This window comes from Paraburkholderia sp. BR10954 (assembly GCF_040965775.1).
GTDB lineage: Bacteria > Pseudomonadota > Gammaproteobacteria > Burkholderiales > Burkholderiaceae > Paraburkholderia > Paraburkholderia youngii.
Genome location: NZ_JBFRCK010000022.1, coordinates 119,607 through 135,366, shown reverse-complemented (window position 1 = coordinate 135,366; position 15,760 = coordinate 119,607). Strand labels below are relative to the sequence as shown.

The 15,760-nt window shown below is 66.2% G+C and carries 15 protein-coding genes; 2 read left to right on the top strand and 13 right to left on the bottom strand.

What is annotated here, in order from left to right; all coding sequences use genetic code 11:
- Positions 1–5: 5 nt before the first annotated feature.
- From AB4Y34_RS26820 to AB4Y34_RS26780, 9 genes are all read right to left on the bottom strand, one after another.
- Complete coding sequence (locus tag AB4Y34_RS26820; RefSeq protein ID WP_176382742.1) at positions 6–815, bottom strand: bifunctional 2-polyprenyl-6-hydroxyphenol methylase/3-demethylubiquinol 3-O-methyltransferase UbiG; 810 nt, start codon at positions 813–815, stop codon at positions 6–8.
- Positions 816–1,421: 606 nt separating this feature from the next.
- The gene (gene mdcH, locus AB4Y34_RS26815; RefSeq protein ID WP_368717725.1) at positions 1,422–2,357 is read right to left on the bottom strand and encodes a malonate decarboxylase subunit epsilon; all 936 of its coding nucleotides are present in this window, start codon (positions 2,355–2,357) and stop codon (positions 1,422–1,424) included.
- A complete protein-coding gene (locus AB4Y34_RS26810; RefSeq protein ID WP_368717736.1) occupies positions 2,357–3,055 on the bottom strand; it encodes a malonate decarboxylase holo-ACP synthase in 699 nt (232 codons plus the stop codon). Before AB4Y34_RS26810 ends, mdcH begins: the two co-directional genes overlap by 1 nt.
- Entirely contained in the window at positions 3,055–3,870 is an 816-nt protein-coding gene (mdcE, locus tag AB4Y34_RS26805; RefSeq protein ID WP_368717724.1) for a biotin-independent malonate decarboxylase subunit gamma, read from the bottom strand. Before mdcE ends, AB4Y34_RS26810 begins: the two co-directional genes overlap by 1 nt.
- A complete protein-coding gene (locus AB4Y34_RS26800; RefSeq protein ID WP_368717723.1) occupies positions 3,867–4,751 on the bottom strand; it encodes a biotin-independent malonate decarboxylase subunit beta in 885 nt (294 codons plus the stop codon). The genes mdcE and AB4Y34_RS26800 overlap by 4 nt, the downstream gene beginning before the upstream one ends.
- Positions 4,748–5,068, bottom strand: a complete 321-nt coding sequence (locus AB4Y34_RS26795) for a malonate decarboxylase subunit delta (RefSeq protein WP_176382746.1) — start codon at positions 5,066–5,068, stop codon at positions 4,748–4,750. The genes AB4Y34_RS26800 and AB4Y34_RS26795 overlap by 4 nt, the downstream gene beginning before the upstream one ends.
- 5 nt (positions 5,069–5,073) lie before the next feature.
- Positions 5,074–6,042: a triphosphoribosyl-dephospho-CoA synthase gene (locus tag AB4Y34_RS26790; RefSeq protein ID WP_368717722.1), complete on the bottom strand. Its 969-nt coding sequence runs from the start codon at positions 6,040–6,042 to the stop codon at positions 5,074–5,076.
- A gap of 2 nt (positions 6,043–6,044) precedes the next feature.
- The gene (gene mdcA / locus AB4Y34_RS26785) at positions 6,045–7,715 is read right to left on the bottom strand and encodes a malonate decarboxylase subunit alpha (RefSeq protein ID WP_176382839.1); all 1,671 of its coding nucleotides are present in this window, start codon (positions 7,713–7,715) and stop codon (positions 6,045–6,047) included.
- Between the two features lie 32 nt (positions 7,716–7,747).
- Positions 7,748–8,518 (bottom strand): GntR family transcriptional regulator, encoded by a 771-nt coding sequence (locus AB4Y34_RS26780; RefSeq protein ID WP_368717721.1) that lies wholly within the window; start codon positions 8,516–8,518, stop codon positions 7,748–7,750.
- Positions 8,519–8,724: 206 nt separating this feature from the next.
- Between AB4Y34_RS26780 and AB4Y34_RS26775 the strand changes: the two genes are divergently transcribed.
- On the top strand, positions 8,725–10,023 hold the full coding sequence (locus AB4Y34_RS26775) for an MFS transporter (protein ID WP_368717720.1): 1,299 nt from the start codon (positions 8,725–8,727) through the stop codon (positions 10,021–10,023).
- Between the two features lie 21 nt (positions 10,024–10,044).
- Here AB4Y34_RS26775 and AB4Y34_RS26770 read toward each other — a convergent pair whose 3' ends face one another.
- Positions 10,045–10,989 carry a DMT family transporter gene (locus tag AB4Y34_RS26770; protein WP_368717719.1) on the bottom strand — a complete coding sequence of 315 codons (945 nt, stop codon included), beginning with the start codon at positions 10,987–10,989 and terminating at the stop codon, positions 10,045–10,047.
- 102 nt (positions 10,990–11,091) lie between these two features.
- Between AB4Y34_RS26770 and AB4Y34_RS26765 the strand changes: the two genes are divergently transcribed.
- The gene (locus AB4Y34_RS26765; protein WP_176368242.1) at positions 11,092–11,949 is read left to right on the top strand and encodes a LysR family transcriptional regulator; all 858 of its coding nucleotides are present in this window, start codon (positions 11,092–11,094) and stop codon (positions 11,947–11,949) included.
- A gap of 26 nt (positions 11,950–11,975) precedes the next feature.
- On the opposite strand, the gene AB4Y34_RS26760 is transcribed toward AB4Y34_RS26765, so the two are convergent.
- The 3 genes from AB4Y34_RS26760 to AB4Y34_RS26750 are packed head-to-tail and all read right to left on the bottom strand — an operon-like array spanning position 11,976 to position 15,725.
- Positions 11,976–13,031 (bottom strand): ABC transporter ATP-binding protein, encoded by a 1,056-nt coding sequence (locus tag AB4Y34_RS26760; RefSeq protein WP_176382753.1) that lies wholly within the window; start codon positions 13,029–13,031, stop codon positions 11,976–11,978.
- A 57-nt stretch (positions 13,032–13,088) separates the two neighbouring features.
- Complete coding sequence (locus AB4Y34_RS26755) at positions 13,089–14,693, bottom strand: ABC transporter permease (protein ID WP_368717718.1); 1,605 nt, start codon at positions 14,691–14,693, stop codon at positions 13,089–13,091.
- Entirely contained in the window at positions 14,694–15,725 is a 1,032-nt protein-coding gene (locus AB4Y34_RS26750) for an iron ABC transporter substrate-binding protein (protein WP_368717717.1), read from the bottom strand.
- Between the last annotated feature and the right edge of the window lie 35 nt (positions 15,726–15,760).

Here is a 15,760-nt window from a genome sequence, read left to right as displayed (position 1 = left end):
TACCGCTACATCTCATGAACGCGGCGGAGGATGAAATACAGATTTGCCGAGACCGCATTGACGATCGGTATCCGCTCGAAAGGCCGGTTCAGCTTCATGCCGATATTGGCCAGTGCATTGAGCGCTCCGCCGCCCTTGATGCCTTTTGCGAAAGTCGGAAAGACCTGGTGATAGCCGCATTCTTCTAGCACGAATCCCGACCTGAGAAACAGGCGCTTCGCGTCGCTGAGACTGTATAGACGATTATGGCCCGTGTACTTCTTCATCACTCTGCAGGCGTTTTCAGTTGCCGATAAGCGGTTAGGTAGAAATGTGATTATCAGCAAACCATTGTCTTTCAGCACGCGCCATAGCTCGTCGATGCTTTTTTGTTCGCGAGCCACGTGCTCGAGAACACCGCTTCCAATCACCACATCGAATTGATTGTCTTCGTACGGCAGCAGAAATTCATGATCGAGCGCAGCGAAAGATAACCCGGCGTACTGATGGAATTCCGCGAATTGCCCATCATTGCATAGGTCGCAGCCATAAATCTCGATGTCCCGGAAGAGCGTACGAAGCATGCACGAATCTGGGGCGTGACGGCATCCCCAGTCGAGCACTTTCATTCCACGCTTGATATACGGGGCATAAATTTCGAACGCGCGCACATGACGATCGAGACTGGCGTCGTTGGCAATGACCGATTGCACATAGTCCCGGTATTCACCATCGGCGCGATGCGCAAGGTAGTCCTCGCAAAGCTTGGCATAAGTCGTCTTGACCTGCTGCAATTCATTGCTCGGAATCGTTTCGGTGTCGATGGGTCTATGCATATCTCCCTCATATCGGTGCGAAGGCGGAGTTCTGCGCAAATCGTTTCCAGAATGCCGGCTGTTGCTACACGTGTGACATCAGACCGATAAATTCGCGGGAAGTTGATCAGTCTGAATTTGAACCTGCTGCTTCAACTGCGTTGCGGTTCAGGTTTTGTGTAAGGCTCTGTGCAGCCGGACAATCGCTCGAGGGCGGTGCACGCGACATATGTCGCAGGCGGCCCGGCAATGGAACGACGGGGCAAAAAATGTCGCGATAGTGCGGGACAACTCATGGATCCCTCTTTCCGAGTGCGCGCGCATGGGAGTGCGCTCGAGAACGGGTCGACTTCTTTCAAGGATAGCAGTTGGTCCCCCCGCATTTGGCCAGGAATCTCCACGTTTCGCGCCTTATTGTGATGGTTTTGCGCCCTCGGCTCCCGGTGATGCGGTCGAGACCCGTCCCGCCGGCTCGAAGTGGGCTCTGCAAGGTATGCAAATGAAATATCCGGGCGGAGAAATCGATTCGGGCGTGGCAGCGTTGCGTTAGGGCAGACACCTGGGCGAATCTCGCGTTGTTCAGCGGCCGACACATTCAGGGTCAACCGGAAGATTTATATGAAACGCTTATGCTCCGCGCTCGAGGCGCCTGCGCACCGTCCCGACCAGTCTGTCGAACGGCCATGCACTGGCAGCCAGCGCGCTAGTCTCCGAAAAATACTCCCTCACGATATCCGTCAACACCTGCCCCGGCGGCGCCTCGACCAGCACATGCGCGCCCATTTCCTGCATCACGGTGAGCGCATCGAACCAGCGCACGGTGTAGCGCATGTTCGTCGCAAGATCTTCGCGGATCGCGTCGGCCGTATACAACGGCCGTCCACCGCGATTGCCGATATAGATGCCGCGCGGTGTTTCGAAACGCAACTCGCGCGAGTACGCCAGCAGTTCGTCGCTCGCGTGCGCGAGCAACTCGCAATGCGAGGGCACGCTGACCGCGAGCCGGGTGGCCTTGCGCGCGCCGGCCGCAAGTGCCCGTTCGATGAACAGGTCGAGTGCATCGTTCGCGCCGGCCATCACGATCTGGCGCGGCGCATTGACGTTGCCGATATAAACGGGTTGCCGCTGCTCTTGCGCCTGCTGCGCGACGAGCGTTTCCACCTGCTGCTCGTTCAAGCCGGATACGGCCGCCAGACCATAGCCCGACGGGTAAGCGGTTTCCATCAATTCGGCGCGCCGCCGCACCATCATCAAGGCATCGCGAAACGGGACGGCGCCGCTACTGACCGCTGCCGAATATGCGCCGACCGACAGCCCCGCGCTGATTTCCGCCACCAAACCTTCAGCGGCGAGCGCGCGCGTGATCGCGACGCCCGCGATCGTGAGGCCCAGTTGCACGGCGACGGTCGAGTCCAGAGCGTCGGGCGAGTCGAGCGTCAGCACGTCGACGCCGAGCGTGTCCGATGCTTCAGCGAACGTGTCCTGTACCGCGCGATGCCGCGGCAGTCGATTCAGAAAGCCTTCGCTTTGCGCACCCTGACCGGGGAAGATAAGCGCGAACATCAGGTAGCGCCATCCTGAGCGACCTCGGCCCACGGATTGGCGATCAAGCGGGGACCGCTCGCGTGGCGGGCCAGCACGCGCGCCTTGCCCGCAGCCCACTCCGCGAGCGCGACGCCGCCCGCGGGCGTTTCGAGTTGTGCATCGATGCGCACACCGATACGAGCCGAGAGCGTTTGAAGTTGCTCGAGCAAAGCACTCGCGACCTTCAACGCCAGCGGTTCGGGCACGCGGATCAACAGATCGAGATCGCTGGCTTCGTTCACGGTGGAAGCATGCGTCGCCAGTTCGAATCCCGCGCTACCAGAAGGACCCCAAGCGAATCCAGAAAGCGGACCGCTCCGGTCACGTTGCAACGAATTCAGCGCAACGAAGGAAGGCAATGCATCACGTTCGGGACCGGGTCGCGCCTGCGCCAGGGACTCCGGCGCTACGACGCCGACGATATCGTCCGCATGCGCCCACGTGCCGTAACGCTGCGCTCGCTCTGCGCCGCGCACGCCGATCGCAACGAAATCTTCGGCGGCGAGCGCGCGTCGCACGACCGCGTACGGTGCGCGTTCGAACGCAGCGCAGACCCACGCGGGTTCGTCATCGAGCGCATCGAGTCGTCGCAAGCGCAGCAGATCATGCGGCCGCCAGCGCGCATCGCACGACGTGGCGCAAGCGGTCGGAAAGGGAGCAGCCGCACACACGCGCATCACACGGCGTCCCACTGTTCGGCAAGACGCCGCTGCACCTCGATCGACGCGGCGCGAGTCTGCCGCGCCGCCACCGATTCCAGCCGACGCGCGAGCGTCCGATCCCCGTTGCGCGCGCTGCCAATCTGTTCGACCAGCACGGTGCGCACGCGCTCGATCTGCGCCGCGTCGGGCGCATCCGCGTCGACGCCGTCGATCAGCCGATCGAGCAGCCCCAGCTTCGCGAACGAGGCCATCGAATACGACATCGGCACGATCGTCTCGCCGAGTTCGTCGAGTTCTTCGACCGTGCGGCGCGTGACGCGCGCGGCTGCTTCCTTGCCCATCGCGTGGACCATCGTGCCGGGCACGTCGAGCGCGACGATGCGGTTCGCCTGATACCCGTGCGCGAGGAACGCGCCGGACATCGCCGGACCGACGATCAGCGCGATCACCGGATGGCCGGCGTCGCGTGCGCTCGCGTAGGCGTCGACCGCGGCCGCGCAGGCGAGGTGGATGCCGAGCATTTCCTCGCGATAGCCATACGCCTGGCTTTTCACATCGACGATCGCGACGATCGGGCGGCGTGTGCTGGCGCCTCGATCCGCCTCCATGACTTCGCGCACCGCGCGCGCGAGTTGCCAGCCCTGTTCAAGTCCGACCACGTTGCTGGTCGCGCGTGGAAAGCGGTTCGCGGCATCGGGCACGACCGCGATAAAGCGCGCGGTGTCGCCGCCGAGCTGCGCATCGCTGCTCCAGACGGGCGCGGCGCTCAAAGATTCGCCGGCCAGTGCGTTGAACCAGCGCGCGCCGCGCGTGAGTGTCGTGTCGCTCATGCCTGCTCCTTGTTCGATGCATCGCCCGCTTGCGGGTTGTCCACATCACGCATTGTCTCGGGCGTGACGCTCGCCGGATCGATCCGCCCGAGCCGTCGCAGGAACGTGTCGACCCGCTCGCTGCGATGCGCGGCCGGCACGCCCTGCGCGAACGCGGCGAGCACCGCGGCGCGCACCGCGTCGGCATCGTCATCAACCAGGGTATCGGCGAGCGCGCTCGCGACGCGCTGCTCGCCGCCGATCAGTTGCCACACGCGGCGGCGATCGCTCGCATCGAGTTCCTCGATCCCGGCTTCCTGCTCGATCACTTCGGGTCCGTTCATGCCGAGCCGTCCCTGCCTGGTCACGATCAGATACGAGCACAGCGCGGCCGCGAGCGACATGCCGCCAAAACAGCCGACCATCCCCGCGATCACGCCGACCACCGGCACGTGCCGGCGCAGCGCGACGATCGCCGCCTGAATCTCGGCGATCACCGCGAGCCCGAGGTTCGCTTCCTGCAACCGCACGCCGCCGGTCTCGAACAGCACGACCGGGCGCACGAGCTTGCCGCGCTCGCAGTCGCGCCGCGCCATCTCGAGCGCCGCGGCGATCTTGCTGCCCGACACTTCGCCGATGCTGCCGCCCTGGAACGCCGCTTCGATCGCCGCGACCACAGCCGGTTCGCCGTCGATCGTGCCGCGCGCGATCACACAGCCGTCGTCGGCCTGGCAGACGATGCCCTGCATGGGCAGCCACGGCGACGCGATGCGGTCGAACGGTCCGAGCAGTTCGCGGAAGCTGCCCGCGTCGAGCAGCGAACGGGCGCGCTCGCGGGCGGGCAGTTCGATGAAGCTCTCGTGCAGCAGCGGTGCGCGGTGAATGCTGGTGCGCGTGCTCATACGCTGTCTCCTTCCTCGGCCGCTTCGACCGCTTCCGCGAGCCGCAGCGCGACCACGCCCGGCGTCGCGCCGAAGTCGTTGATCTCGATGTTCGCAGCGCCGTCGTAGCGCGTGAAGAAGCGGTCGAGCACGCTCTTCCAGATGTGGCTGTAGCCGTCGACGCTGGTGCGCACGACCACGTGCGCAGCAAGCGCCGAGCCGCCTGCATCGGCGGCGGGCGACAGCAGCACTTCCAGATCGCCCGAGCCGACTACGCCGACGTGCGCGCGGGTCGTGACGGCGCGTCGCGCCGGATAGTCGAAGGTCAGATGTTCCATGAGGCTCAGCTCCGGCTGGCGTCGCGATGCGCCAGCATGTCGAGAAAGAGGGTGGCGGCGAGCAGATCGGCCGCGCCGCCAGGCGATGCGTTCAGCGCCAGCAGTTCGCGTTCGAGCGCGTCGAGCGCGACGCGGCCCGCGGCTGTCGAACTGCCGCCCGCGTCGAGCACGCGTCGTGCGCCGCGCTGCCCCGCATGCAAGCCGGCGAGGCCCGCGCGATGCAGCAGGCAGGTGTCGTCGAGCGTGCTCATGATCGCGAGCAAGGCGTCGATGCGCGCGGTGTTTTCGTCGATGCCGCGTGCGCGCGCCGCGTGCAATGCGGGCAGGCCGACGTCGAGCGCGTGCGGGAAGCCGTCCTGCGCTTCGCGCCGCGCGCCGCCGACCTGATAGCGTCGACGCGCGCGTTCGCCGTGGCTATCGGACGAAGCGGCGAAGCGGTCCGGGAAGCAGGCGATCTGCGCGGCCAAAGTGCACACGCGCGAGGTATCCAGAGGGTTCGGCGCGCCAGGTCCGTGCGTACGCATCGAGGCGCTCGAAGACGTTTCGAGCGCGACGCCCGCAACGAGCAAGCCGATGATCCAGATCGCGCCGCGATGCGCGTTGCAACCGCCGGTCGCCTGCATCATGTCCTGTTCGCCCGCGCGGCCGATCTGCGCGAGTTCGGCGCGCAGCAGCGCCGACGGTTCGCCGCGACGGCGCGCGGTGCGCGCGAGCGCCGCGAACGTCGGTTCGAGCGCGTGCGCGGAGCGCCGCATGATCGTCAGATCGAGGTCGCGATGCGCGCCGCTGCCGCGCTGGTCGACGAGCGCGGGCTTCGGCGTGAGCTCGGCCTCGTCGATCAGCGCGGTGATCGCGTCGCGCGCGAGTTGCGCGTCGGAAAACGGCGCGATCGGTGAAGTGTCGCGCGCATCATTGCGCAGGACTGGAGCAAATAGCGCGTCCAACCGTTCGAGAACAGCAGCAGCGGACGCCATCGTCACCAGCTCCTGAAGCGCGCGGGCGGCGCGTACAGTCCGCCCGACCACGTGACCAGATCGTCGATGCTGCGCGCCGCGAGCAGCGAACGCTTCGCTTCGCCGCGCCGGATGCTGAGATCTTCCGGATACGCGACGATGCCGCGCCGGCGCAACTCGGCGGTTTTCTCGGGCTTCGCGCGCAGGCCGATCGGCGTGACACCGGCCACCGCCGCGATCGCCGCGCGCCGCTCGTCGATGCCTTCGGCCTTGTGCAGATGCGCGATGCCTTCCTCGGTGACCACATGGCTCACGTCGTCGCCGTAGATCATCACCGGCGCGATCGGCATGCCGTTTTTCGCGCCGACGGCGATCGCGTCGAGTTCATCGACGAAGGTCGGCTCGCCGCCTTTCTTGTACGTTTCCGCGAGTTGCACGACGAGCTTCTGACCGCGCGACACCGCGCCGTCGCCCTTCAACAGCTTCAGCCACGCCTCGCTCGCATGACGCCGGCCGCGCGGATCGTGGCCCATGTTCGGCGCTCCGCCGAAACCGGCGAGCCGTCCGCGCGTGACCGTCGACGAATTCGCGTCCGCGTCGATCTGCAGCGTCGAACCGATGAACAGATCGACGCCGTATTGGCCGGCCAACTGACACAGCACGCGGTTCGAGCGCAGGCTGCCGTCGTTGCCGGTGAAGAACACATCGGGGCGCGCCTCGATATACGCCTCCATACCGACCTCGCTGCCGAAGCAATGGATGCTGTCGACCCAGCCCGATTCGATCGCGGGGATCATCGTAGGGTGCGGGTTGAGCGTCCAGTTGCGGCAGATCTTGCCTTTGAGGCCGAGCGCTTCGCCGTAGGTGGGCAGCAGCAGTTCGATCGCGGCGGTATCGAAGCCGATGCCGTGATTGAGCGACGTGACGCCATACGGCTCGTAGATCCCGCGTATCACCATCATCGCGGTCAGCACCTGCAAGTCGCCGATATGACGGGGATCGCGCGTGAACAGCGGCTCGACCGCGAACGGCCGGTCCGCCTGCACGACCACGTCGACCCACGAACCCGGAATGTCGACGCGCGGCAACTCATCGACGATCTCGTTGACCTGCACGATCACGATGCCGTGACGGAACGCGGCGGCTTCGGCGATGGTCGGCGTATCCTCGGTGTTCGGGCCGGTGTACAGATTGCCGTGACGGTCGGCCTTGTCCGCGCACAGCAGCGCGACGTGCGGCGTCAGGTCGACGAACATGCGCGCGTACAGCTCGACATACGTATAAATCGCGCCGATTTCCAGCTGGCCGTCTTCGAGCAGTTGCGCGACGCGCAGACTCTGCGGCCCCGCGAACGAGAAATCGACCTTGTGCGCGATGCCGCGCTCGAACAGCGTCAAGTGTTCAGGACGACTGATGCTCGAAATCAGCAGATGCACGTCGTGCAGCTTTTGCGGATCGACCTTCGCGAGCGAGCGCGACAGGAAGTCGGCCTGTTTCTGGTTGTCGCCTTCGAGCGCGACGCGCTCGCCGGGCTGGATCAGCGTTTCGAGCGCATCGATTATGCGGTGCGTGGGCAGCACGCCGTCTTCGAGCCACGGCGCGATGGCCGCGAGGCGGCGGTTCTTCTCGTCGCGTCGGGTCGTCCACGAGCGGGCAGTGGACCGCGATGCGGCGGCTTCGGCGGGGTGGTTCATCGGCTCGGTCATCGGCTCATTCATCGGTTCAGTCAGCTCCCGGTGTGGACGCGCGGGCGTCGGCCGCGCGGCTTCGGTTGATGCGCCAGCGCTTCTTCGCGCGCGCGCTCGGTCAGGAAACGATGCAGAAGCTCGCCGGTGCCGAGCAGATGCGCGACCACCAGCGACTGCGCGGTCGGGATATCGCGGCGCTCGATGGCTTCGAGTAGCGCGGCGTGCTCACTGTCGGACTCGCCCTTGTACGACGGCAAGCCGAACTTCAACCGCAGATAGCGTTCGCCGCGCCGGTGCAGCAAGCCGATCATGTCCTGCAACTGCGGCCGGCCGGCGGGCGCGTAGAGACACATATGGAACGCGGCATTGCGCTTCACGTATAGCGACGGGTCCTCTTCGCGCTCGGCGGCGCTGCACAACTGCGCGGCTTCGCGCAGCGTCGCCGCGGTGTGATTCGGAATCGCGAGGCCGAGCGCGAGACTTTCGAGCGCCGAGCGGATCTCGTAGATCTCGCGCGCTTCGTTGGCGGACAGCGGCGCGACGGTCGCGCCTTTATGGACCGCCGCGCGCGCCCAGCCCTCGCTTTCCAGCTGGCGCAGCGCCTCGCGCACGGGAATCGCGCTGACGGAGAAATGCCGGGCGATCGCGTCCTGGCGCAATGGTGCGCCGGGCGCGAGCGTGCCGTCGACGATCGCCGCGCGCAGCGCCTCCGCAATCATGTGCGAGGTGCTTTCGCGGGGTGCCGCGGCCGGAAGAAACGAGCCGGGCACGGGCGCGTCCAGGGGAAAACCTTCAGTTGCGTCGGTCATAGTATCAAATATTATATATAAAAAGACGCGTATTTCAGCGCGGGCAAACCCGGACGGGTCTTCACCCACAATCCCGGCAATTTCCCCGCGCCGTCCTCTGAATCAGTTGTACGAGGACATCGCCGATCAATCAACGTCGTCGATCCAACCCCAAGCGCGCCCGTCGTTTTTCGTTACGTTCAACCATCGTAGGCTGGAGGAGCAAGATGAATACAGTGACCGACCGACGAGCGGTCGCGCGTCAGCGCACACCGCTCAATCGTTCGCAGATCGCAGGGTTTTGGGGCGCGTGGGCCGGCTGGACGCTCGACGGCATGGACTCGTTCATTTACGCGCTGGTGCTCACGCCAGCGCTAACCGAATTGCTGCCGCGTTCGGGCTTCGCGGCCACGCCGTCGAATGTCGGCCTTGCGGGATCGATCCTGTTTGCGCTGTTCCTGGTCGGTTGGGGGCTGTCGTTCATTTGGGGACCGCTCGCCGATCGCTTCGGCCGCACCAAGGTGCTCGCCGCGACGATCTTCACGTTCGCAATTTTCACCGGGCTTGCCGCGACCTCGACCAATGTGTGGCAGCTCGGTATTTATCGCTTCATCGCGGGCGTCGGCATCGGTGGGGAATGGGCGCTTGCGGGCACCTACGTGGCCGAGGCGTGGCCCGAGGATCGCCGCAAGATGGGCGCCGGTTATCTGCAGACCGGCTACTACGCGGGCTTCTTTCTCGCGGCCGCGCTCAATTACACGATCGGCGTGCATTTCGGCTGGCGCGCGATGTTCCTGACAGGCGCGGTGCCGGTCGTCGTCGCGATTCTGATTCTGCTGCGCGTGAAGGAGCCGGAGAAGTGGCAGAAGGCCGACGCCAAGACAGTGCGCGTGAAGCCGCTGCGCGAGATCATGGGGCCGGCTTACCGGCGTCGCACATGGGTCGCGTGCATTCTGCTCACCATCGCGATCATCGGACTGTGGGCGGGTGCGGTCTACGAGCCGTCGGCGGTGATCCAGCTCGCGGCGCGCGCCGGCATGTCGAAGGGCGATTCGATTCGCACGGCGTCGCTCGCGACTGGCTTGCTATCGATCGGCACGATCCTCGGCTGTCTCGCGCTGCCGCCGATGGCCGAGCGCATCGGCCGCAAGATGACGTTGGCGGTGTACTTCGCGGGGATGGCGGTGTCGATCGCGGCGAGCTTCGGCTGGGCGTTCTATCTGCCGAACGGGCTCGCGCCGTTCATCGCGTGGCTGTTCGTGCTGGGCTTTTTCGGCGGCAACTTCGCGTTGTTCAGCCTGTGGCTGCCCGAGCAGTTCGAAACCCGCGTACGCGCGACCGCGTTTGCGTTCTGCACGTCGTTTGGACGCTTCGTCGGCGCGGGCGTCAACTTTCTGCTCGGCGCGGCGGTGCTGCATATGCAGACGCTCGGTGTGCCGGTCGCGTTGACCGCGCTGGCCTTCGTGCTCGGCCTGTTCGTGATTTCGTTCGCGCCGGAGACGAAGGGCGAGACGCTGCCGCAGTGAGCACCAGGCGGGCGGCGCGCGTTATTTCGCGTGACTGCGCGCGTGACTGCGCGCCCGCCCGGCCGGATGCAGCAGCGTGAGCAACGGCCAGCCGAGATTGACGCCGAGACTCGCGGCGACGATCAGCGCCATGCCGGCCAGTTGCGCCAGCGACAGCGCCCGGCCATACACGAGCGCATCCACGACGATCGCGGTCAGCGGATAAACGAACAGCAGCACCGCGATCACCGGCGTGCTGAGCTTCGGCAGCGCGCCGTAAATCAGCACGTACGACAATCCCGTGTGCAGCGCGCCCATGCCAATCAGCCAGAACCACTGCATCGGCCCGATATGTGTGAGCGTCAAAGGCGCGATGAACGGCGCGATCAGCGGCAGGCAGATCACGCCGACCGCGCATTGCATGAGCGTCAGCAGATGCGGGCGCATGTCGCCGAGGCTTTTCGCGATCAGCGTGACGCTCGCGTACAGCAGCGAGCCGAGCAGCGCTTCGCTCAAGCCGATCAGGTAGCTGGTGTGGCCCTGCAGATTGCCGGCCGCGATGACGCCCGACGCGAGCACGAGCCCGACGAACGCCGTCGCGATCCAGCCGAGCCGGTCCGCGCCGAGCCGTTCGTTAAAGAGCGCCGCACCGATCAGCACGACCCAGAACGGCTGCACATGAAACACGACGGTCGCGACCGCGATGCTGGTGCGATGAATCGCGTCGAAAAAGCCGACCCATTGCGTAACCATCAGCACGCCGGAAATCAGCGCGAGCGCGAGCGTGCGGCGCGTGAACTGCGCGCGCGTGAAAAAGCCCTTCCACGCGCAATAGGCGGCGAGCGACAGAAAGCCGAACAGGCAGCGGAAGAACACGAGCGTCAGCGCATCGAGCCGCGCCTCCTCGACGAAAACGCCGATCGTGCCCATCAGCAGCCCGCCGCTCGCCAGCGTGATCGCGCCTTGTTGACGTGAGGTGAGGGACATGCGCAACGACTCCGTTAGATCATGCCTGCGAGTATTGCGCTGCTTGCGGGCTTATCACAAACGAATTAAATTGAGCAATTCCATAAGCCCGGTTGATAAATCGTGAACCCTGAATTCGACGTCGATCTGTTGCGCAGCTTCGTCGCGGTCGTGGAGGCGGGCAGCTTCACGAAGGCGGCGGCGAGCGTGCATCGCTCGCAGGCGGCGGTCAGCATGCAGATCAAGCGGCTCGAAACGATGCTCGGCACGACGCTGTTCGCCCGCAACACGCGCAACCTGTCACTGACACGGCCCGGCAACACGCTGCTCGAATACGCGCGGCGGGCGCTTGCGTTGCAGGAGGAGGCGTGGTCGGCGATCGTGCGGCCCGAGGTGACCGGGCGCGTAGTGCTCGGCGCGCCGGACGACTATGTGTCGTCGCTGCTGTCGCCGGTGTTGCGGCGTTTCGCGACGCTGTACCCGCGCGTCGAGATCGAGATCGTCTGCGCGCAGAGCACGGCGCTTGCGCCGATGCTCGCCGACAACAAGATCGACCTCGCATTCGTCACGCGCGACCGCAAGCTGCGCGGCGAATTCGTGCGCAGCGAGCCGATGGTGTGGGTCGGGGCGTCGGTCGATACGCCGGTGTTGAAGGCGTCGCCGTTGCCGGTGGGGTTGTACGAGCCTGGCTGCGTCGCGCGTCAGCATACGCTCGCCGCGCTGGATGGCGCGCGCATCCGCTATCGCGCGGCGTTCAGCAGCGCGAGCCTGATGGGACTCGTCGCGACCGTCGATGCCGGTTTGTCGGTGATCGCGCTGACGCGTTGCAGCGTGCCGCCGCGGCTCGCGATTCTCGGCGACGCGCAAGGCCTGCCGAAAATCGCGCCGCTCGAAATTGTCGTCGCACGCAGCGCGAAATCGGATCGGCCGACCTGCGATTATCTGGCGCAGCAGATGGTGCAGGATCTGTCGTTGCGGTAGCCGAGCTTGCCAACCCTGGTCGCCCTTCAAGCCCGCGTATAGGCGGTCACTTCACCCTCGACCGCTAGCCGCACGCGCTCGCCCGGACGCGGGCACAGATAACCGGGCACGCGTGCGCGCACCATCGTCCGCGTGGCGGACTGCAATTGCAGCGCGACGCTCGCGTCCTGCCCCTGGAAGATCACATCGGTGACAAGCGCATCGTGCGCGGCACCCGTGCGCGCGGTTTCGTCGGCGCGCAGCAGACGGATCTGCTCGGGACGCAGCATCACGTCGACCGCGCCGTTGCCGACGGGCGCGGCCAGTGCTAGTTCGCCGAGCTCGCAGCTCGCGCGATCCTGATGCGCGACGCCCGGCAACAACACCGCCTCGCCGATGAACGACGCAAGCTCGCGCGTCACCGGACGGCGGTACAGCGCTTCGGGCGTCGCGGTCTGGATCAGCCTTCCGTTCCACAGCACCGCGACCTCATGCCCGAGCGACAACGCCTCGGACTGATCGTGCGTGACCAGCACGGCAGTCGCGCCAGCCGCGGCCAGCGCATTCGCGACCGCCAGGCGCGTCTCGACGCGCAACGCGGCGTCGAGCGACGAGAACGGCTCGTCGAGCATGACCAGCGTCGGCGCGGGTGCGAGTGCGCGGGCGAGCGCAACACGCTGCTGCTGACCGCCCGACAACTGCTGCGGCGCGCGTTCGCCGAAATGCGCGGGCAGGCCCACCAGCTCCAGCAACTCGGCCACCCGATGGCGCGCGCGACGCTGCGTGCGCGACAGGCCGAACACGATGTTGTCCGCGACCGACAGATGCGGAAACAGCGCGCCTTCCTGCGGCACATAGCCGATGCGGCGTTGTTCCGACGGCACGTGCAGGTTGTCGCCGACGACACGTCGGCCGTCGATCTCGACACTGCCGCCGTCCGCGCGCTCGAAGCCGCACAAGAGCCGCAGCAGCGTGGTCTTGCCGCTGCCCGAGGGCCCCAGCAACGCGAGCAGCGTGCCGGGCTCGACCGAAAGATCGATGCCGTGCAGCACGGGATGACCGTCGAACGATTTCTGCAGTCCGCGGATACGAAGTTCGCTCATGGAATCCCGAAGAAGGTCGAACAAAAAGCAGCGATGAAAAAGCCGACGCGTGTCGGGTCAGCCGCGCTCGCCGAGCAGCGCCGAGCGGCCGAGCAGCGCGAACAGCAGCCCCGACGCGCACAGCGAGATGCCGGTCAGCAGCGCCGCATACGGCGCGGCGGCGGCGAACGCCATCGTCGACGTATCGGCCCACACCTGGGTCGCGAGCGTTTGTGTGTCGAGCGGCGACAGCAGTAGCGTCGCGTTCAGCTCGGTGACGACCGAGATGAACACCATCGCGGCGGCCGCGCCGAGCCCGGGGCCCGCGAGCGGGAGCACGACGCGCACGAGCGTCTGCGTCCAGTTCAGGCCGAGCGCGCGCGCGGTTTCCTCGAGGCGCGGCTGCGCCTGCACGAACGCCGCGCGCACGCTGACCAGCGCGACCGGCATGAACAGAATCGCATAGGCGACGATCAGCAGCGTAGCGCTTTGATAAAGCGGCCGCAGCGCATGCACCGCGAGCGACACGATCGCGAGCGCAATCACGAGCCCCGGCACGCCTTGCGCGAGAAAAACGGTGCGCTCGAACAGCGTCGCGAAACGGGTCGGGTAACGCACCAGCAGAAATGCGAGCGGCACCACGAGCAACGTGGTCAGCACGGCGGCGGCGAGGCCGAAACCGAGCGAAGACATCGTCGCGTTCCACAGCAATTCGGGCGAGACATCGGCGGGCGTCACCGCGGCCGCGCCCGGCTGCGTGAGCCAGAAGCCGATCATGCCGAGCGGCACGCCGAGCGTCGCGAGCGTCAGCAGCGCAAAGCCTGCGACGACGAGCCAGCGCCACCCACCGAGCTCGTAGCGCAACACCGCGCGGCGCGTGCCGCGATCGACGCGCTCGTAGCGCGCCGCGCCGCGCACGCGAAACTCGAATGCAAGCACGACGAGGCAGATCACGATCAGCAGACACGCGAGCAGCGATGCGCCGCCGGCGTCGAAGCTGGTGCGGAATTCCGCGTAGATCTGCGTGGTGAAGGTATGAAAACGCAGCAGCGTGAACGCGCCGAACTCCGACAGCACGCCGAGCGCGACCAGCAGCATGCCGCCGAGCAGCGCCGGCCGCAGTTGCGGCAGCACGACGCGCACGAAGCTGGTCCAGCGGTTGCAGCCGAGCGCGCGGGCGCTTTCCTCGAGTGCCGGGTCCATGCCGCGCAGCGCGGCGGCGACCGGCAGATAGACGAGCGGAAAATACGCGCAGGTCAAGACGAGCAGCGCGCCGTTGAAATCCTGCAAGTCCTCGCTCAACGACACCCACGCGTAGCTCGAAATGAAAGCCGGCATCGCGAGCGGCGCGGCGCACAGCACGGCCCACGCGCGCCGCCCCGGCAGATGCGTGCGCTCGACGAACCATGCGGCGGCCGTGCCGATCACCGCGCAAACGAGAGTAGTGGTGACGGCGATCAACACCGTATTGACGAGCAGCTCGCCGACGAGCGGCCGCCAGATCAGATCGAGCGCGTCGCCGATGCCGAAGCTCGCCGCGCGCCAGAACGTAAACGCAATCGGCAGCAGCACCAGCAAAGCGCTGAGTGCCGCCGCCGCAAGCAGGCCGCGCGGCGCGCGCGTGCGTGCACGCGCCGGGCCAGGGGGTACAGCCGGTGGACCGGCTGACAGGGCTTCGCTCATTTACAGCAGGCCTGCCCGACGCAGCAGTTTGCCCGCCTGGCTATCGTCGCCGAGCTGCTGGATCGTCAGCGTGGGCGGAGTCAGTTCGGCAAACGGTTTGAGGACCGGGTCAGGCGCGACACCCGCATGCAGCGGGTACTCGAACATCACGTGGCTATTGGCCATCAACTGCTGCGCGCGTTCGCTGACCAGGTACGCGAGAAACTTCTGTGCGCCGTCCGGGTTGTGCGCGGACTTCAGCACGCCCGCGCCCGAGACGTTGACGAGCGCGCCGGCGTCGCCGTGGCTGAAGTGGTAGATCGCGCTGCGGGTTTTCGCATCGCCGATTTCCGCATGCAGACGCGACCAGTAGTAGTTGTTGATCAGACCAGTCGCGACCGCGCCGCGATTGACCGCGGCGACCAGGCCTTCGTCGTCGTCGAAGATCTGCGAGTTGGCTTTCAGGCCCTTCAGCCATGCGAGCGTCTGCTCTTCGCCCTTCAGTGCCAGCACCGCGCTCACGAGCGGCAGGAAGTCGGCGTCGCTCGGCGCGATGCCGACCTTGCCTTTCCATTCAGGCTTCGCGAGGTCGAACACCGATTGCGGCAGTTGCGACGGTTGCAGCTTCGCCGTGTTGTATGCGAGCACGCTCTCGCGCGCGGTCACGGCGACCCATACGCCGCTCGGCGAATTGAAGCGCGCCGGCACCGCGCCGAGCGTCGCTGCGTCGACGTTCGCGAGCAGACCCTTTTCCTCCAGCAGCATCAGCTCCGGCGAGTTCTCGGTGAAGTACACGTCGGCGGGCGAGGCCGCGCCTTCCGCGACGATCTGCGCGGCGAGCGCCGGGCCTTCGCCGTTGCGGATTTTCACCGAGATGCCCGACTGCTTTTCGAAGTCCTTCGCGAGCAGATTGACGACCTGCTCGTGCTGCGCGTTGTACAGCGTGATCGATGCCGCATGGGCCGCCGACGGCATCGTCGCGAGTGCGGTGAGCGACAGCGCGGCCACGCTGCCGAGTGCGCGCAGGCGGGAGGCAAACCAGGAATGAGCCATGTTGCAGAAGTCCGTTCAGATTGTGTTTAGTGAGA